This window comes from Pseudomonas sp. MF7453, assembly GCF_016405455.1.
Classification (GTDB): Bacteria; Pseudomonadota; Gammaproteobacteria; order Pseudomonadales; family Pseudomonadaceae; genus Aquipseudomonas; species Aquipseudomonas paralactis.
The window spans coordinates 472,921-485,943 of the sequence record NZ_JAEKCN010000001.1; the positions used below are offsets into that span (position 1 = coordinate 472,921).

Consider the following 13,023-nt stretch of genomic DNA (forward strand, 5'->3'; position numbering starts at 1 on the left):
GCGGCCTGATAGCCGACCAGGATGCTGGACTTTGATCGAGTGCATATCCGTTGTTTGGGTCACGGCTGCTATTGGTTCCGCTTTTACAGCGGGTCACTTTTGAAAGAGCCCAAAAGTAACCAAAAGGCTCTTGCCCCACCACTCGGCACCTCGCTTAGGCTCGGTGTGCCCGTAATCCGCCATGGATTTTGGGGGCCGCCGCCACGCGCCATCCATGGCGCGGGGCGGCTAAACCGGCATCCCTGCCGGTTTACCCCCCAAATCCCTGTCGAATTCCGGCCAGCGTGGTTTAACGGGGCGCCTAAGATCAAAAGCAGATCAAGATCAAGAGCGGCTCGCTTCGCATCGTAGTTACTGTTGGCAACTGCAAAGTTGTGTAGATATTTATGGGCTATCGGGGGCAAATCCCTTCCCATAGGGCCTAGCCTGGATTGAACAACACCTGTTGCATCGCCTGAGGAGGCTGTCCGAAGGCCCGCAGAAACGCCTGACGCATGCGTTCGCGATCACCGAACCCGGTTTCGCGGGCCACCACTTCCACCGGGTGGCGGCTGGTTTCCATCATCGCCCGTGCCGCTTCGACCCGTAGGGCTTCGATGGCCTTGGCCGGGGTTTGCCCGGTTTCTTCGCGAAACACTCGGCTGAACTGGCGCGGGCTGAGTCGGGCGACGTCGGCCAGGGCGTCCACCGATAAATCATGGGTGAGGTTTTCGCGGGCATAGGCCAGGGCCAGTTGCACGCGGTCGGATTTGGGGTCCAGTTCCAGCAAGGCCGACAATTGCGATTGCTCGCTGCCGCGGCGTTGGGCTATCACCAGCTTGCGTGCGATGCGGCGCGCGAGGTCGCTGCCCAGGTCGTTCTCCACCATCGCCAGGGCCAGGTCGACCCCGGCGCTCATGCCGGCGCCGGTCCACACCTGGCCGTCCACCACGAACAACTTGTCTTCCTCCAGACGGATATCCGGGTAGCGTTTGCGAAACGCCGGCGCGTGGATCCAGTGGGTCGTGGTGCGTTTGCCTTCCAGCAAACCGGCTTCGGCCAGCACAAAGATGCCCGTGCATAACGAGGCCACTCGCCGCGACTGCGCTGACGCTGCCTTGACCCGTTCGAGCAGGTTGGCCTCCGGCAGGCGAAACTCCAGATAGCCGCTGACGATCAGGGTGTCATAACCCTCAGGCCGTATAGCGCTGGTATTCACCGAAAACCCCTGGGAGGTCATCACCGCGCCACCGCCTTGCGAGACCAGGTGAAACTCGTAGGCCGGCTCACCTCGCAGCAGGTTGGCGCACTCGAACACCGAGCCAAGGCTAAGGCTCAACGACTGGAAATTCGGGTAAACCAGCAGCGCAACGCTGTGCATTGCATCTCTCCAACGGGCAGGGAAGAAGGGATTGTCGGCGTGTGCCACCTAAACGGCAACCGACTTTGGCCCATGTCCGAAATCCTTGCGGATATGACATTGTGAGCGATTGCCTCGCTGCCTAACATGGCCCCAACGAACTAGACGACTGGTCTAATCGCGCGGAGGCAAGCATGAGCAACGCAAGCAGCAGTGCACGGCAAGCGATTCTTGAACGTGCGCAATCCATTGTCGGCGCCAAGGGTTTTTCCGCGGTGGGCTTGAACGAGATCCTGCACGCCGCACACGTGCCCAAGGGTTCGTTTTATCACTACTTCGATTCCAAGGATGCGTTTGGCGTGGTGTTACTCGATACCTATTTCGACCAGTACGTCGATGGCATGCAGCAGCTGTTCGATCAGCCGGGTCTAACCCACCACGCCAGGTTGATGCGCTATTGGCAAAGCTGGATCGACAACCACACGGGCTGCACCGATACCGGCAAGTGCCTGGCCGTCAAGCTGGGGGCTGAAGTCTCCGATCTGTCGGAACCGATGCGACTGGCGTTGCAACGCGGTACTTCCCGAACCATCGAGGTACTCGCGCTGGCTCTGGAGCGCGGCGTTGAAGACGGTTCGCTCAGGTTCGAGCACGCCCCGCAAAGCCTGGCCAAGCGCTTGTACGCGCTGTGGCTGGGAACCAGCGTCATGGGCAAGATCACCCGTACCACCGCGCCGTTCTGCGAGGCGCTGTTGCTGACCCAACAGTTGTTGGGCGGCTCTGAAAACCCTGCTACTCACATCGATCGAGGCACTGGAAAATGAAAGTATTAATGGTACTGACCTCTCACGACCAGCTTGGCGATACCGGGCGCAAGACCGGCTTCTGGCTCGAAGAGTTTGCCGCCCCTTATTACGCGTTCAAGGATGCTGGCGCCGACGTGGTGCTGGCTTCCCCGGCCGGCGGCCAGCCGCCGTTGGACCCCAAGAGCGATGAGCCGGATGCGCAAACCGAGCAGACCGAGCGCTTCGCCGCCGACCCGGCTGCGCAGCAAGCCCTGGCTACCACGGTGAAGCTGGACACGGTCAACGCCGCCGACTTCGACACCGTGTTCTACCCAGGCGGCCACGGCCCGTTGTGGGACTTGGCGGAATCGCCTGTGTCCATCGCGCTGATCGAGGCGTTCGAGCGGGCCGGCAAGCCCATCGGTTTTGTCTGCCATGCACCGGGCGCCTTGCGCCACGTCAAGGCGGTCAACGGTGAGCCGTTGATCAAAGGGCGCCGTGTGACCGGGTTCTCCAACTCGGAGGAAGCCGCCGTGCAATTGACCGATGTTGTGCCGTTCCTGATTGAAGATGAATTCAAAAAGCTGGGCGGCAAGTATGAGAAGGGTGCCGACTGGCAATCCTTTGTGATCGTCGATGGCTTGCTGGTGACAGGGCAGAACCCCGGCAGCTCCAGCGAAGTGGCCAAGGCCCTGCTGACACTCAACGCTTAAATTAATCAACCGAGGTACACACTGGCGATTCTCAGGAGTCGTCAGGGTTTTCGTTCGTCCTGAATTTGGAATATCCCCATGCCTGACTGCATCCTCAACACCCCGATAAAGCTGGGGCATCACCGCTTGAACAATCGCGTTGTGCTGCCGCCGCTGACACGCCAGCGCAGCGCCCAGCCAGGCAATATCGCCACTGACCTGATGGCCGAGTATTACCGGCAGCGTGCCAGTGCCGGCTTCATGGTCAGCGAGGGCACGCAAATCGAGCCGCGCGGCCAGGGTTATGCATGGACGCCGGGTATCCATACACCGGCGCAGATCGAGGGTTGGCGCAAAGTCACCGCAGCGGTACATGCCGAGGGTGGGGTGATCTTTGCCCAGTTATGGCATGTGGGGCGGGTGTCCCATAACGCCTTGCAACCTGGCGGCGCTGCACCGGTAGGGCCGTCTGCACTGCCGGCGCTGCAGGCCAAAGCCTTTATCGAAACCGGCCCAGGTATGGGTGAACTGGTGCAGCCACCCGTGCCACGCGCCTTGAGCACGCTGGAAATCGATGAGTTGGTCGGGCATTACGCCCAGGCTGCTCGCAATGCCCTGGACGCCGGGTTTGATGGCGTGGAAATCCATGCGGCCAACGGCTATTTGATCAATCAGTTCATCTCGGCCCATTCCAACGTCCGTGAGGATGAATACGGTGGTTCGCTGGATAATCGCCTGCGCTTGCTGCGCGAGGTTGTCGAAGCGGTGTGCAAGGTGGTGGGGCCGGAACGCCTGGGCGTGCGCTTTTCGCCGCTGTTCAGTGGCACCGACCAGGACCGGGTCTACATTGGCCTGGTAGAAGAAGATCCGCACCACACCTATATCGAAGCGATCAAAGTGCTGGAAGCGTCGGGCATCGCCTATGTGTCGATCGCCGAAGCCGACTGGGAAAACGCGCCCGACTTGCCTGAGACATTCCGCCAGGCCGTGCGCCACACCTTCAGCGGCAGGATCATCTATGCCGGCCGGTACACCGCCGAGCGTGGTGCGCGGCTGGTAGAGGCAGGGCTGGCGGACCTGATCGCCTTCGGACGGCCGTTCATTGCCAACCCGGACCTGCCCCAGCGGATTTTCAATGGCTGGCCGCTGAATGCGTTGAAGGCAGAGGGTTTGTATGGGGGGACGCAGGCGGGGTATGTGGATTATCCGGTGTATGCCGAACCGGAATGACACACGCTATATGGGAGAGGGCTTGCCCCGATTCGCGGGCAAGCCCTAATGCCGGGCTTTTTGTAGGAGCGAGCTTGCTCGCGAAAAACTCACAGGCGCCGCATTCATTCAGCAAGCACGCGTGATCGTTGACGTTTTTCGCGAGCAAGCTCGCTCCTACAGAGGGCGATTTACGCTTAAGCCGGTCGCCAGGGATTGAGAACAGGCCTCACTCCACCCGCAACACAATCTTGCCAATATGATCCCCACCTTCCATGCGCGCATGGGCCAGGGCGGCGTCGGTGTAGGGGTAGACCTTGTCGATGATCGGCAGGCAGCGCCCGGCGCTGAGCACCGGCCACACGTAGTCGCGCAGTTGTTCGGCAATCGCGGCCTTTTCTTCGCGGGTGCGGGCGCGCAGCAGTGAGCCGGTGATCACCGCGCGTTTGGCGAGGATGGTCAGCAGGTCGACGTCATGGGCCTTGCCGCCACCGAGGAAACCGAGCATCACCAGGTGACCGTCCATGCCCAGGGCCTTGAGGTTGTTGTTCAGGTACGAGGCACCCATGATGTCGAGAATCACATCGACGCCTTTGCCATCGGTCTGCTTGGCTATGACCTCGGCAAACTCCTGTTCGCGGTAGTTGATCGGTTCGGCGCCCAGCTTGGCAATCGCGGCACATTTGTCGGCGCTGCCGGCGGTGGCGAATGCCTGGATACCGAACTCCTGGCAGAGCATCAACGCGGTGGTGCCGATGCCACTGGTGCCGCCGTGGATCAAAACGCGCTGGCCTTTATGGGCGCCGCCCAGGCCGAACAGGTTGGCCCAGACGGTGAAGAAAGTTTCCGGCACGGCAGCGGCCTGAATCCAGTCCATACCCGCCGGAACCGGCAGCGCCTGGCTGGCCGGCACCGCGCAAAACTGCGCATAGCCACCGCCATTGGTCAGGGCACACACCTTGTCGCCCAGGCTGTATTCAGTAACGCCAGTGCCCAACGCCACCACTTCACCGGCCACTTCCAGGCCTGGAATCGGGCTCATGCCGGGTTTCATCGGGTACTTGCCGGCGCGTTGCAAGGCGTCTGGGCGGTTGACCCCGGCGGCGTGCACGCGAATCAGAATCTCGCCAGGCCCGGCCACCGGCACGTCGGCGCGCCGTGGCTGCAAGACATCCGGACCGCCAGGGGTGGTGATTTCGATCAGGGTCATTTCTTGGGGGAGCGTCATGGAACAGTTCCTGTGGCGATGAGCGTATGGGTTGGGACCGTAGCGCGGGGTCGGCAGTTCAGCAAGATCATGCGGGGTTCTTAAGGTAATGCAAACGGCTGGGGGCAGCTGCGGGATTTGAGCACAAGCCTGCAAGTGCGTCGGCGCGGCTTCGGACACACTGGCCGCGCTCATTTTTTGACGGACACAGGTGGCATATGAACGAAGCAAGAAATCAGGCGGTCGGGCTGTTGTTTCTGCGGGTCAGCGGGGCGCTGTTCCTGCTGTGGGTACACGGGTTGCCCAAGTTGCTCCACTACAGCGAACAACTTAAGCAAATTGAAGATCCGTTTCACTTGGGCGCGCCGATCACCTTGCTGCTGGCGATTTTTGCCGAGGTGTTGTGCCCGCTGCTGATCATCGCAGGCGTGCTGGTGCGTCTGGCGTGCCTGCCGATCCTGGCGGTGCTGGTGATCGCCTTGCTGGTGGTGCATCCAGAGTGGACGTTGTTTGAAGGGCAGTTCGGCTGGTTGCTGCTGATTATCTTCAGCAGCATCCTCATCGCCGGGCCGGGGCGACTGGTGTTGGCGCAGCGTTTTGCCTGAGTAGGAACGAGCTTGCTCGCGAAAGACCTCAACGATAACGCGTGCGTGCTGACTAAACGCGGCGTCTGTGCGTTTTTCGCGAGCAAGAACCGCTCCTGCAAAGGGTCGACGGTTCAGCGGGTGAGGAAGGCCAACAGGTCTTCGTTGAGCTGCTGGGCGTGGGTTACGGCAAACCCGTGAGGTGCATCCTTGTAGACCTTCAGTTGCGCGCCCTTGATCATTTCGGCCGCCACCTTGCCGGTGGTTTCGAACGGCACGATCTGATCGCCGTCGCCGTGGATCACCAGGGTCGGCACCTCGATTGTGCCCATGTCCGGGCGGAAGTCGGTTTCGGAGAAGGCGCTGACGCAATCCACGGTCGACTTGAGCGAGGCAAGCATGGCGATCTGCAGGGTTTGGCTGAGCACACCCTCGGAGACTTGCTGGCCCTTGTTGATACCGAAGAACGGCGTATTGAAATCGCTGATGAATTGCGCGCGATCCTTCAACAGCCCGGCCTTGATACCATCGAACACCTCGGTAGGGACGCCCTGGGGATAGTCGGGTTTCTGGCCGAAGATCGGCGTCACGGCGCCCAGCAACACCAGGCCTGCGACCCGCGCATTGCCATGTCGCGCGATGTAGCGCGCCACATCACCGCCGCCCATGGAAAAGCCCACCAGGGTCACGTCCTTCAGGTCCAGATGTTCGATCAACTGCGCGATATCGTCAGCGAAGGTGTCGTAGTCGTTACCGGTCCAGGGTTGGTCTGAGCGGCCAAAGCCTCGGCGGTCGAACGCGATAGTGCGAAAGCCGCGGCTGCTCAGGTACTCCATCTGGTATTCCCACATGTCGGCATCCAGCGGCCAGCCGTGGCTGAACAGGACGGGCTTGCCGCTGCCCCAGTCCTTGAAGTAGATCTGGGTGCCGTCTTTGGCAACGAAGGTGCTCATCTGAATCTCCTTGCTTGAGTTAAAAAGGGCGGTGAAAAAACCGTATCACTATTGCCGTAAATCTGGACCCAGGCTTGTATGGGTGTGCTCGCTCAAGGTTACCAACTGAACTTGAGTTCCATGCCCAGGTAGTTGCTGTCGTGCCCGCCGGCATCGCGCAGGGTCTGGCCAGCCGCGTAGTGCACGGCCTCGATTGCGCCGCTGAGGTTGGAGGTAAACGCGTAGTCGGTGCGCACTTGGCCGTAGGCACCGGTCCAGCGCTCGCCTTGGCCAGCGGTGCCGGCGACGGCGAGGTTGGGTTGGGTGTAAACCGCGTCTGCGGTGGTCTGCCGCCACAACAGGCCGACAGCGGTTTGCACGCTCAGCTTGGCGAAGGGCTTGACGGTGATCGACGGCTTGACGTGGATCAGGTTGCTGTAGCCCGTATAACCGGCCAGGGAAAAGTAGTAGCCGTTGGGGAACAGCGGGTTGAAGGTGCCGACGCGGCCATCACCGCGCTTGCGGTCACCGGAGGCGACATCCACTTGCAGGCCCAGGCGCGGTGTCCAGGCCAGGGTGTCGAAGGTGTAGCCGGTACGGCTGCCGCCGGCCCAGGCGCGGATCGCCTGGCTGCCCACCGAACCCATTTGCAGCATGGCTTCGATATCCCAGTCAAAACCCCGGGCCGCGCCGCCCAGGCGTGCGTCGAGCAACTGGCGGGTCTCGTTGCCGTCGGCGTCCAGGTAATGGGCGGCACGGCGCTCGTAAACGCCGTAATAGGCCGACAGCTCATTGCTGCCGCCCACCAGTCGCTCGACCCGTAGCATATGGAAGCGCGCATCACGGTTGGATTTGTCGTCGAAGTGCCGGCCATCCTGGTACTGCACCGGTTGGCTGGCGATCCCGATAAAACGCCATTGGGGCGTTTCCCAATCGGCCCACAGCGCGTCGAAAGACTGGCGCACATTCGGGCCATCGCGCGACGAAATAAAGCGCTGCAAGTCGAAGGCAAAGTCCTGGCGACCCGCCCGAGCCTTGAAGGTGCCGGCGCTGAAGGTCTTTACGTATTCGGCAAAGGCCAGGCGCAGGTCGACGCGGTTCTGGTCGGCGCCGCCGAGGGTGGTTTTGTCATAGGCCCGCACATCTTCCAGCTGGGTGAACAGCCGCCAGTGTTCGTTGAGATGCAAGTCGGCGTGTACCTGAAAGCGCTGGATCAGGTAGCGATCACGCGCTACATCGCGCACGCCGAAGCCACTGGCATCGTTCATTTCGAAGCGTTCGCGCAGTGTCGCACCCAGGGACAGGTAAGTGAACGGGTTGGCGGCGGGCAGCGGGATGTACTTGAGGTTGTCCAACGGTTGCGTGCGCAATGCCGGATCCTTGAGCACAGACCAGTCTTCCTGCCAGCGATTGGCCTTGATGGCCGGGCGGGTCGGTTGATTGTCGGCATGTACGCTGCCCACCACCAGCGGCCACAGCACGGCCAGGCCCCAGCCTGTACGACGGATCATTTTGCCGCGATGAGTTGGTGAATTTCCGCGACGTAACCGCCGGGGAACTGCACCAACGCGCTGCGACGACCTTTGCTGTCGAAGCTCGGCACCAGTACGGTAGCACCCGAGCCCGTGGCTTTGGTCAGGGTGGCCGCCAGGTCGGCTACTTCGTAGCCGGTGGTTTCATGGCCAAAGGGGTAGGGCAGTTGGCCGTTGGTCACCAGTACCGCCATGCGCCCAAAGGGCGAGGTGATCTCGACGCGTCGGTAAGTGCCGCCGGCCTGACCCACCTCCACAGCGGGTGCGTGCTTGTCATCGGCGACCACTTTGCCGTGGGAGAAGCCCAGGAACGCCTTGATAAAGCGATCGGCACGATCGGCGCTGAGGTACACGCGGTTTTCCGGTACGGTCTGGAAGGCGGCGTAATCCGGGGTCTTGGTGTGCCAATACAGCTGCATGTTCACGCCGCCCGGCCACTGCACCACCGCATCGCGGCCGATGGGGTCGGGAAAGTCGCTGACGATCACCGCAGCGCCGTTATCCCTAGCGGCCTTCAGGGCCACGTCCATGTCCTTGACCAGATAACCATTGCGCTCCTGGCCAAATGGATGGGGGATGGGGGTGGTGAAGCCGAACAGCGACACCGTACCGGCCGGGGTCTGCAACAATTGCGAGGTGGTGCTGCTCGGCACCGGCAGCACATTGACCACCACCTGAGGCGTGCTCTTGCCCCCGAACGTGGCCAGGAAGCTTTGGGCAAAACGCTCTACATCACCGGGTGCTACATACACATGGCTGGTGTCGTATTGCGGCGCCACCGCCACCCCAGGCGTGGCCGCCCAGGCACTGCTCGCCATGGCCCCGGCCAGCAATGTCACCGCCAGGGTTACCGCCCTCACTTTTCTGTACATGCCTACTCTCCAGCGCTTTTAAGAAAGTCAAAAGCTTAGGGGGCGGGCGGTGACGCCGATTGTATGGGCGTGCTTGGTTGAACGGTTCAGCGTCAATGGCTTTGCCGACATTCATAGCGGTTCCTTGCTCGGCGATGTCCATTTCTGCGCCGAGTATGGCGTTGTCTCGGCGGTGAAAATGATGGATACCCAGGGCATCAACGAGGCGTATAGCTTATCTTTAGCTGATCCACTCCTATCCGGAGCAAGCAGCCTTGCACATTGATAGTGGGGTGTTCGTCTAGTCGCGCCAGCCAGGAGGAGTCATGTCGACCGTTGTTCGTCTCGCCCAAGCAGCCGATGCCCAGGGCATCAGTCAGGTGATTCTGGCGGCCTTGCACAGCAGCAACGCACGGGATTACCCAGTGGATGTGATTGCTCGCGTCGCCACTCACTTCACCCCCGATGCGGTTCTTGACCTGCTCAATCGTCGCATTGTGCTGGTGGCGATCCAGGATGAGTTAATCGTCGCCACCGCTGCCCTCGATGCCAACGTGGTGCGCTCGGTGTTCGTCAATCCCGAGCTGCAAGGGCAGGGCATCGGCCGTTTGTTGATGATCGAGATCGAACTGCGTGCCCGCGAAGCCGGGGTGACGGTGTTGAGTGTGCCGTCCTCACTGACCGCCGAGCCGTTTTACAGCAAGCTGGGTTTTCACACCGTACGCGATGTTTACCATGGCAATGAGCGCACGCTGGTGATGGAAAAGACGTTGTTGTCGCGGTATCCCATCGGCGCCTACCGCGACCGGCAGCATCGCGCCCAAGTGATTGAGTTATGGCAGCAGGCGTTTGGCTATGACACCGCGCATAACCTGCCGAGCCTGGCGATTGACAAGAAGCTGGCGGTCAACGATGGGTTGTTCTTCGTCGCCACCGACAAGAAAGCCGTGATCGGTACGATTCTCGCCGGCTATGACGGCCATCGTGGCTGGTTGTACTCGGTGGCGGTGCATGCCGACTATCGTCGCCATGGTTTGGGATCGTCGCTGGTGCGCCATGCCGAGCAGGCGCTGACGGCCCTGGGCTGCATGAAGATCAACCTGCAGATCACCGGCGGCAATGACGTCGTGGTGGGGTTTTATGAGGCGTTGGGGTACGGGGTGGAGCCGAGGATCAGTATGGGCAAGAAGATCGCCGGGAATATCCCTCAATCCTGAAAATACTGGAGATCAAAATGTGGGAGGGGCCTTGACCCCTCCCACAGGGTAGTGCGGTGTTGCTGGCTTAGACCTTGACGATCCAGCCCGCTGGTGCTTCAACGTCACCGGTCTGCACACCGGTCAGCTCTTTGTAGAGCTTCTGGGTGATCGGGCCGACTTCGGTTTCGCTGTGGAACACGTGCATCTTGCCGTTGTGCTGAATGCCGCCGATCGGTGAAATCACCGCAGCGGTACCGCAGGCGCCGGCTTCCTTGAACTGGTCCAGTTTGTCGATGAACACTTCGCCCTCGACCACGTCCAGGCCCAGGCGGGTCTGGGCCAGTTCCATCAGCGACAGGCGGGTGATGCCTGGCAGCACCGAAGGCGACTTCGGCGTGATGAACTGGTTGTCGTGGGTGATGCCGAAGAAGTTGGCCGAGCCGACTTCTTCGATTTTCGAGTGAGTCATCGGGTCCAGGTAGATCGCGTCGGCGAAGCCGGATTTCCTCGCTTCAGAGCCCGGCATCAGGCTGGCGGCGTAGTTGCCACCGACCTTGGCGGCACCGGTGCCCTGCGGCGCAGCACGGTCGAAGGTGGAGATCTGGAAGTTATGTGGCACCAGGCCGCCTTTGAAGTAGGCCCCGACCGGGATAGCGAACACCGAGAAGATGAACTCCGGCGCAGAGCGTACGCCGATATTCTCACCGGTGCCGATCACGAACGGGCGCAGGTACAGCGCGCCGCCACTGCCATACGGCGGGATGAAACGCTCGTTGGCCTTGACTACTTGTTTGCAGGCGTCGATGAAGTCTTCGGTCGACACATGCGGCATCAGCAGGCGGGCACAGCTGCGTTGCATACGTGCAGCGTTCTGGTCCGGGCGGAACAGGTTGATCGAACCGTCCTTGCAGCGATAGGCCTTCAGGCCTTCGAAGCATTGCTGGCCATAGTGCAGGGCGGTGGAGCCCTCGCTGATGTGCAGCACGTTGTCGTCGGTCAGGGTGCCTTCCTGCCATTCGCCGTTTTTCCAGACCTGGAGAAACCGCTTGTCGGTCTTGATGTAGTCAAAACCCAGCTTGTCCCAATTGATGCTTTCGTTACCCATGACACCCTCTATCTCTGGTCAAGTCGGATTTTTTTCTGGATGGGAGCAACAATACTGCATTCTTGGCTTGTGTGGGAGCGGGTGGGTGGACCATTGAGCCTTTGTACTGGCTGGTCCACCGTCATCGCGGGCAAGCCCGGCTCCCACATTTGACTGCATTCCAAATGTGGGAGCTGGCTTGCCTGCGATAGCGTCACCGCAGTTTCACAGATGCAACGCGTGCCCCAATGCCCGCAACGCCGCTTCCTGCACGGCTTCGCCCAGGGTCGGGTGAGCGTGAATGGTGCCGGCCACATCTTCCAGGCGCGAGCCCATTTCCAGGCTCAGGCCGAACGCGGTAGACAGTTCGGACACCCCAGCCCCCACCGCTTGCCAGCCGACAATCAGGTGGTTGTCGCGCCGCGCCACGACCCGCACGAAGCCAGCCTTGGACTCAAGCGTCATGGCCCGGCCATTGGCGGCGAACGGGAAGCTCGACACGATGCAATCCAGGCCCGCAGCCTTGGCTTCGTCCGGCGTCTTGCCGACCACTACCAGTTCCGGGTCGGTAAAGCACACCGCTGGAATCGCGGCCGGGTTGAATTCGCGGGTCTTGCCGCTGATCAGTTCAGCCACCATTTCGCCCTGGGCCATGGCCCGGTGCGCCAGCATCGGCTCGCCGCTGAGGTCGCCGATGGCATAGACGTTGCGCATGCTGGTCTGGCAGCGGCTGTCGATCTTGATCGCCGCGCCGTTCATCTCCAGGTTCAGCGCTTCGAGGTTCCAGCCCTGGGTGTTGGGTTTACGACCCACCGCCACCAGCACCTGGTCGGTGTCCAGCGCCAGGGTGTCGCCGTTGGGCGCGCGCACTTGCAGTTTGTGGTCGGCGAACCCGCTGACACTGTGCCCCAGGTACAGCTTCACCCCGAGCTTCTTCAAAGACTCAGCCACCGGCAGGGTCAGCTCGGCGTCGTAGGCCGGCAGGATATGTTCCTGGGCCTCGACCACACTGACCTCGGCGCCGAGCTTGCGGTAGGCGATACCCAACTCCAGGCCGATATAACCACCGCCGACCACGATCAAGCGCTTGGGTACGCGGGTCGGTGCCAGAGCTTCGGTGGAGGAGATGATCGGCCCGCCAATCGGCAGCATCGGCAGGTTGACGCTTTTCGAGCCGGTGGCCAGCAACAGGTGTTCGCACTGGATGCGCTGCTCGCCCACTTCAACCGTCTTGCCGTCGACAACCTTGGCCCAACCGTGGATCACCTGCACCTTGTGCTTCTTCAGCAGCGCAGCGACGCCAGTGGTCAGGCGATCGACGATGCCGTCTTTCCATTCCACGCTCTTGCGGATGTCCAGGGTCGGTACATCGACTTCAATGCCCAGTGGCGAGCCCTGACTGTGGTGCACGCTCTGCTGGAACTGCTCGGCCACATGGATCAGCGCCTTGGACGGAATGCAGCCGATGTTCAGGCAGGTGCCGCCCAGCGCCTGGCCTTCCACCAGGATGGTGGGGATGCCCAGCTGGCCGGCGCGAATCGCCGCCACATAGCCGCCGGGGCCGCCACCGATAATCAGCAGCGTGGTGTGCAATGTCTGAGTCATGCCT

13 protein-coding genes are annotated in these 13,023 nt (G+C 61.5%); 6 read left to right on the plus strand and 7 right to left on the minus strand.

Going from position 1 to position 13,023, the window contains the following annotated elements; translation table 11 throughout:
* Positions 1-421 precede the first annotated feature (421 nt).
* Positions 422-1,360 (minus strand): GlxA family transcriptional regulator, encoded by a 939-nt coding sequence (locus JFT63_RS02320; protein ID WP_198843369.1) that lies wholly within the window; start codon positions 1,358-1,360, stop codon positions 422-424.
* Positions 1,361-1,533: 173 nt separating this feature from the next.
* Between JFT63_RS02320 and JFT63_RS02325 the strand changes: the two genes are divergently transcribed.
* The 3 genes from JFT63_RS02325 (at position 1,534) to JFT63_RS02335 (ending at position 4,046) form a co-directional block, all read left to right on the plus strand.
* A complete protein-coding gene (locus JFT63_RS02325; RefSeq protein ID WP_057700578.1) occupies positions 1,534-2,163 on the plus strand; it encodes a TetR/AcrR family transcriptional regulator in 630 nt (209 codons plus the stop codon).
* Positions 2,160-2,837 (plus strand): type 1 glutamine amidotransferase domain-containing protein, encoded by a 678-nt coding sequence (locus JFT63_RS02330; RefSeq protein WP_057700577.1) that lies wholly within the window; start codon positions 2,160-2,162, stop codon positions 2,835-2,837. The genes JFT63_RS02325 and JFT63_RS02330 overlap by 4 nt, the downstream gene beginning before the upstream one ends.
* A 78-nt stretch (positions 2,838-2,915) precedes the next feature.
* On the plus strand, positions 2,916-4,046 hold the full coding sequence (locus tag JFT63_RS02335) for an alkene reductase (RefSeq protein ID WP_198843370.1): 1,131 nt from the start codon (positions 2,916-2,918) through the stop codon (positions 4,044-4,046).
* 208 nt (positions 4,047-4,254) lie between these two features.
* On the opposite strand, the gene JFT63_RS02340 is transcribed toward JFT63_RS02335, so the two are convergent.
* Complete coding sequence (locus JFT63_RS02340; protein ID WP_186563273.1) at positions 4,255-5,253, minus strand: NAD(P)H-quinone oxidoreductase; 999 nt, start codon at positions 5,251-5,253, stop codon at positions 4,255-4,257.
* Positions 5,254-5,450: 197 nt separating this feature from the next.
* On the opposite strand from JFT63_RS02340, the gene JFT63_RS02345 reads away from it, so the two are divergent.
* Positions 5,451-5,837, plus strand: a complete 387-nt coding sequence (locus JFT63_RS02345) for a DoxX family protein (RefSeq protein WP_198707700.1) — start codon at positions 5,451-5,453, stop codon at positions 5,835-5,837.
* 113 nt (positions 5,838-5,950) lie between these two features.
* On the opposite strand, the gene JFT63_RS02350 is transcribed toward JFT63_RS02345, so the two are convergent.
* The 3 genes from JFT63_RS02350 to JFT63_RS02360 form a co-directional block, all read right to left on the minus strand.
* The gene (locus JFT63_RS02350; protein WP_198707699.1) at positions 5,951-6,769 is read right to left on the minus strand and encodes an alpha/beta fold hydrolase; all 819 of its coding nucleotides are present in this window, start codon (positions 6,767-6,769) and stop codon (positions 5,951-5,953) included.
* A 98-nt stretch (positions 6,770-6,867) separates the two neighbouring features.
* Positions 6,868-8,259, minus strand: a complete 1,392-nt coding sequence (locus JFT63_RS02355; RefSeq protein WP_198843371.1) for an alginate export family protein — start codon at positions 8,257-8,259, stop codon at positions 6,868-6,870.
* A complete protein-coding gene (locus JFT63_RS02360; RefSeq protein ID WP_198843372.1) occupies positions 8,256-9,152 on the minus strand; it encodes a VOC family protein in 897 nt (298 codons plus the stop codon). Before JFT63_RS02360 ends, JFT63_RS02355 begins: the two co-directional genes overlap by 4 nt.
* Before the next feature lie 49 nt (positions 9,153-9,201).
* Between JFT63_RS02360 and JFT63_RS02365 the strand changes: the two genes are divergently transcribed.
* Both JFT63_RS02365 and JFT63_RS02370 read left to right on the plus strand, forming a co-directional pair.
* Positions 9,202-9,417, plus strand: coding sequence for a hypothetical protein (locus JFT63_RS02365; RefSeq protein WP_198843373.1), 216 nt, complete (start codon positions 9,202-9,204; stop codon positions 9,415-9,417).
* Positions 9,418-9,457: 40 nt separating this feature from the next.
* Positions 9,458-10,348, plus strand: a complete 891-nt coding sequence (locus tag JFT63_RS02370; RefSeq protein ID WP_198843374.1) for a GNAT family acetyltransferase — start codon at positions 9,458-9,460, stop codon at positions 10,346-10,348.
* Positions 10,349-10,415: 67 nt separating this feature from the next.
* Here the strand turns inward: JFT63_RS02370 and JFT63_RS02375 are convergent, their stop codons facing one another.
* Both JFT63_RS02375 and lpdA read right to left on the minus strand, forming a co-directional pair.
* A complete protein-coding gene (locus tag JFT63_RS02375; RefSeq protein WP_057700570.1) occupies positions 10,416-11,435 on the minus strand; it encodes a branched-chain amino acid aminotransferase in 1,020 nt (339 codons plus the stop codon).
* Between the two features lie 204 nt (positions 11,436-11,639).
* Positions 11,640-13,019: a dihydrolipoyl dehydrogenase gene (gene lpdA / locus JFT63_RS02380; protein WP_198843375.1), complete on the minus strand. Its 1,380-nt coding sequence runs from the start codon at positions 13,017-13,019 to the stop codon at positions 11,640-11,642.
* Positions 13,020-13,023: the final 4 nt, after the last annotated feature.

Coding starts and splice junctions, on each gene's coding strand:
- JFT63_RS02320 (WP_198843369.1), bottom strand. CDS start 1,360: ATGCACAGCGTTGCGCTGCTGGTTTACCCGAATTTCCAGTCGTTGAGC.
- JFT63_RS02325 (WP_057700578.1), top strand. CDS start 1,534: ATGAGCAACGCAAGCAGCAGTGCACGGCAAGCGATTCTTGAACGTGCG.
- JFT63_RS02330 (WP_057700577.1), top strand. CDS start 2,160: ATGAAAGTATTAATGGTACTGACCTCTCACGACCAGCTTGGCGATACC.
- JFT63_RS02335 (WP_198843370.1), top strand. CDS start 2,916: ATGCCTGACTGCATCCTCAACACCCCGATAAAGCTGGGGCATCACCGC.
- JFT63_RS02340 (WP_186563273.1), bottom strand. CDS start 5,253: ATGACGCTCCCCCAAGAAATGACCCTGATCGAAATCACCACCCCTGGC.
- JFT63_RS02345 (WP_198707700.1), top strand. CDS start 5,451: ATGAACGAAGCAAGAAATCAGGCGGTCGGGCTGTTGTTTCTGCGGGTC.
- JFT63_RS02350 (WP_198707699.1), bottom strand. CDS start 6,769: ATGAGCACCTTCGTTGCCAAAGACGGCACCCAGATCTACTTCAAGGAC.
- JFT63_RS02355 (WP_198843371.1), bottom strand. CDS start 8,259: ATGATCCGTCGTACAGGCTGGGGCCTGGCCGTGCTGTGGCCGCTGGTG.
- JFT63_RS02360 (WP_198843372.1), bottom strand. CDS start 9,152: ATGTACAGAAAAGTGAGGGCGGTAACCCTGGCGGTGACATTGCTGGCC.
- JFT63_RS02370 (WP_198843374.1), top strand. CDS start 9,458: ATGTCGACCGTTGTTCGTCTCGCCCAAGCAGCCGATGCCCAGGGCATC.
- JFT63_RS02375 (WP_057700570.1), bottom strand. CDS start 11,435: ATGGGTAACGAAAGCATCAATTGGGACAAGCTGGGTTTTGACTACATC.
- lpdA (WP_198843375.1), bottom strand. CDS start 13,019: ATGACTCAGACATTGCACACCACGCTGCTGATTATCGGTGGCGGCCCC.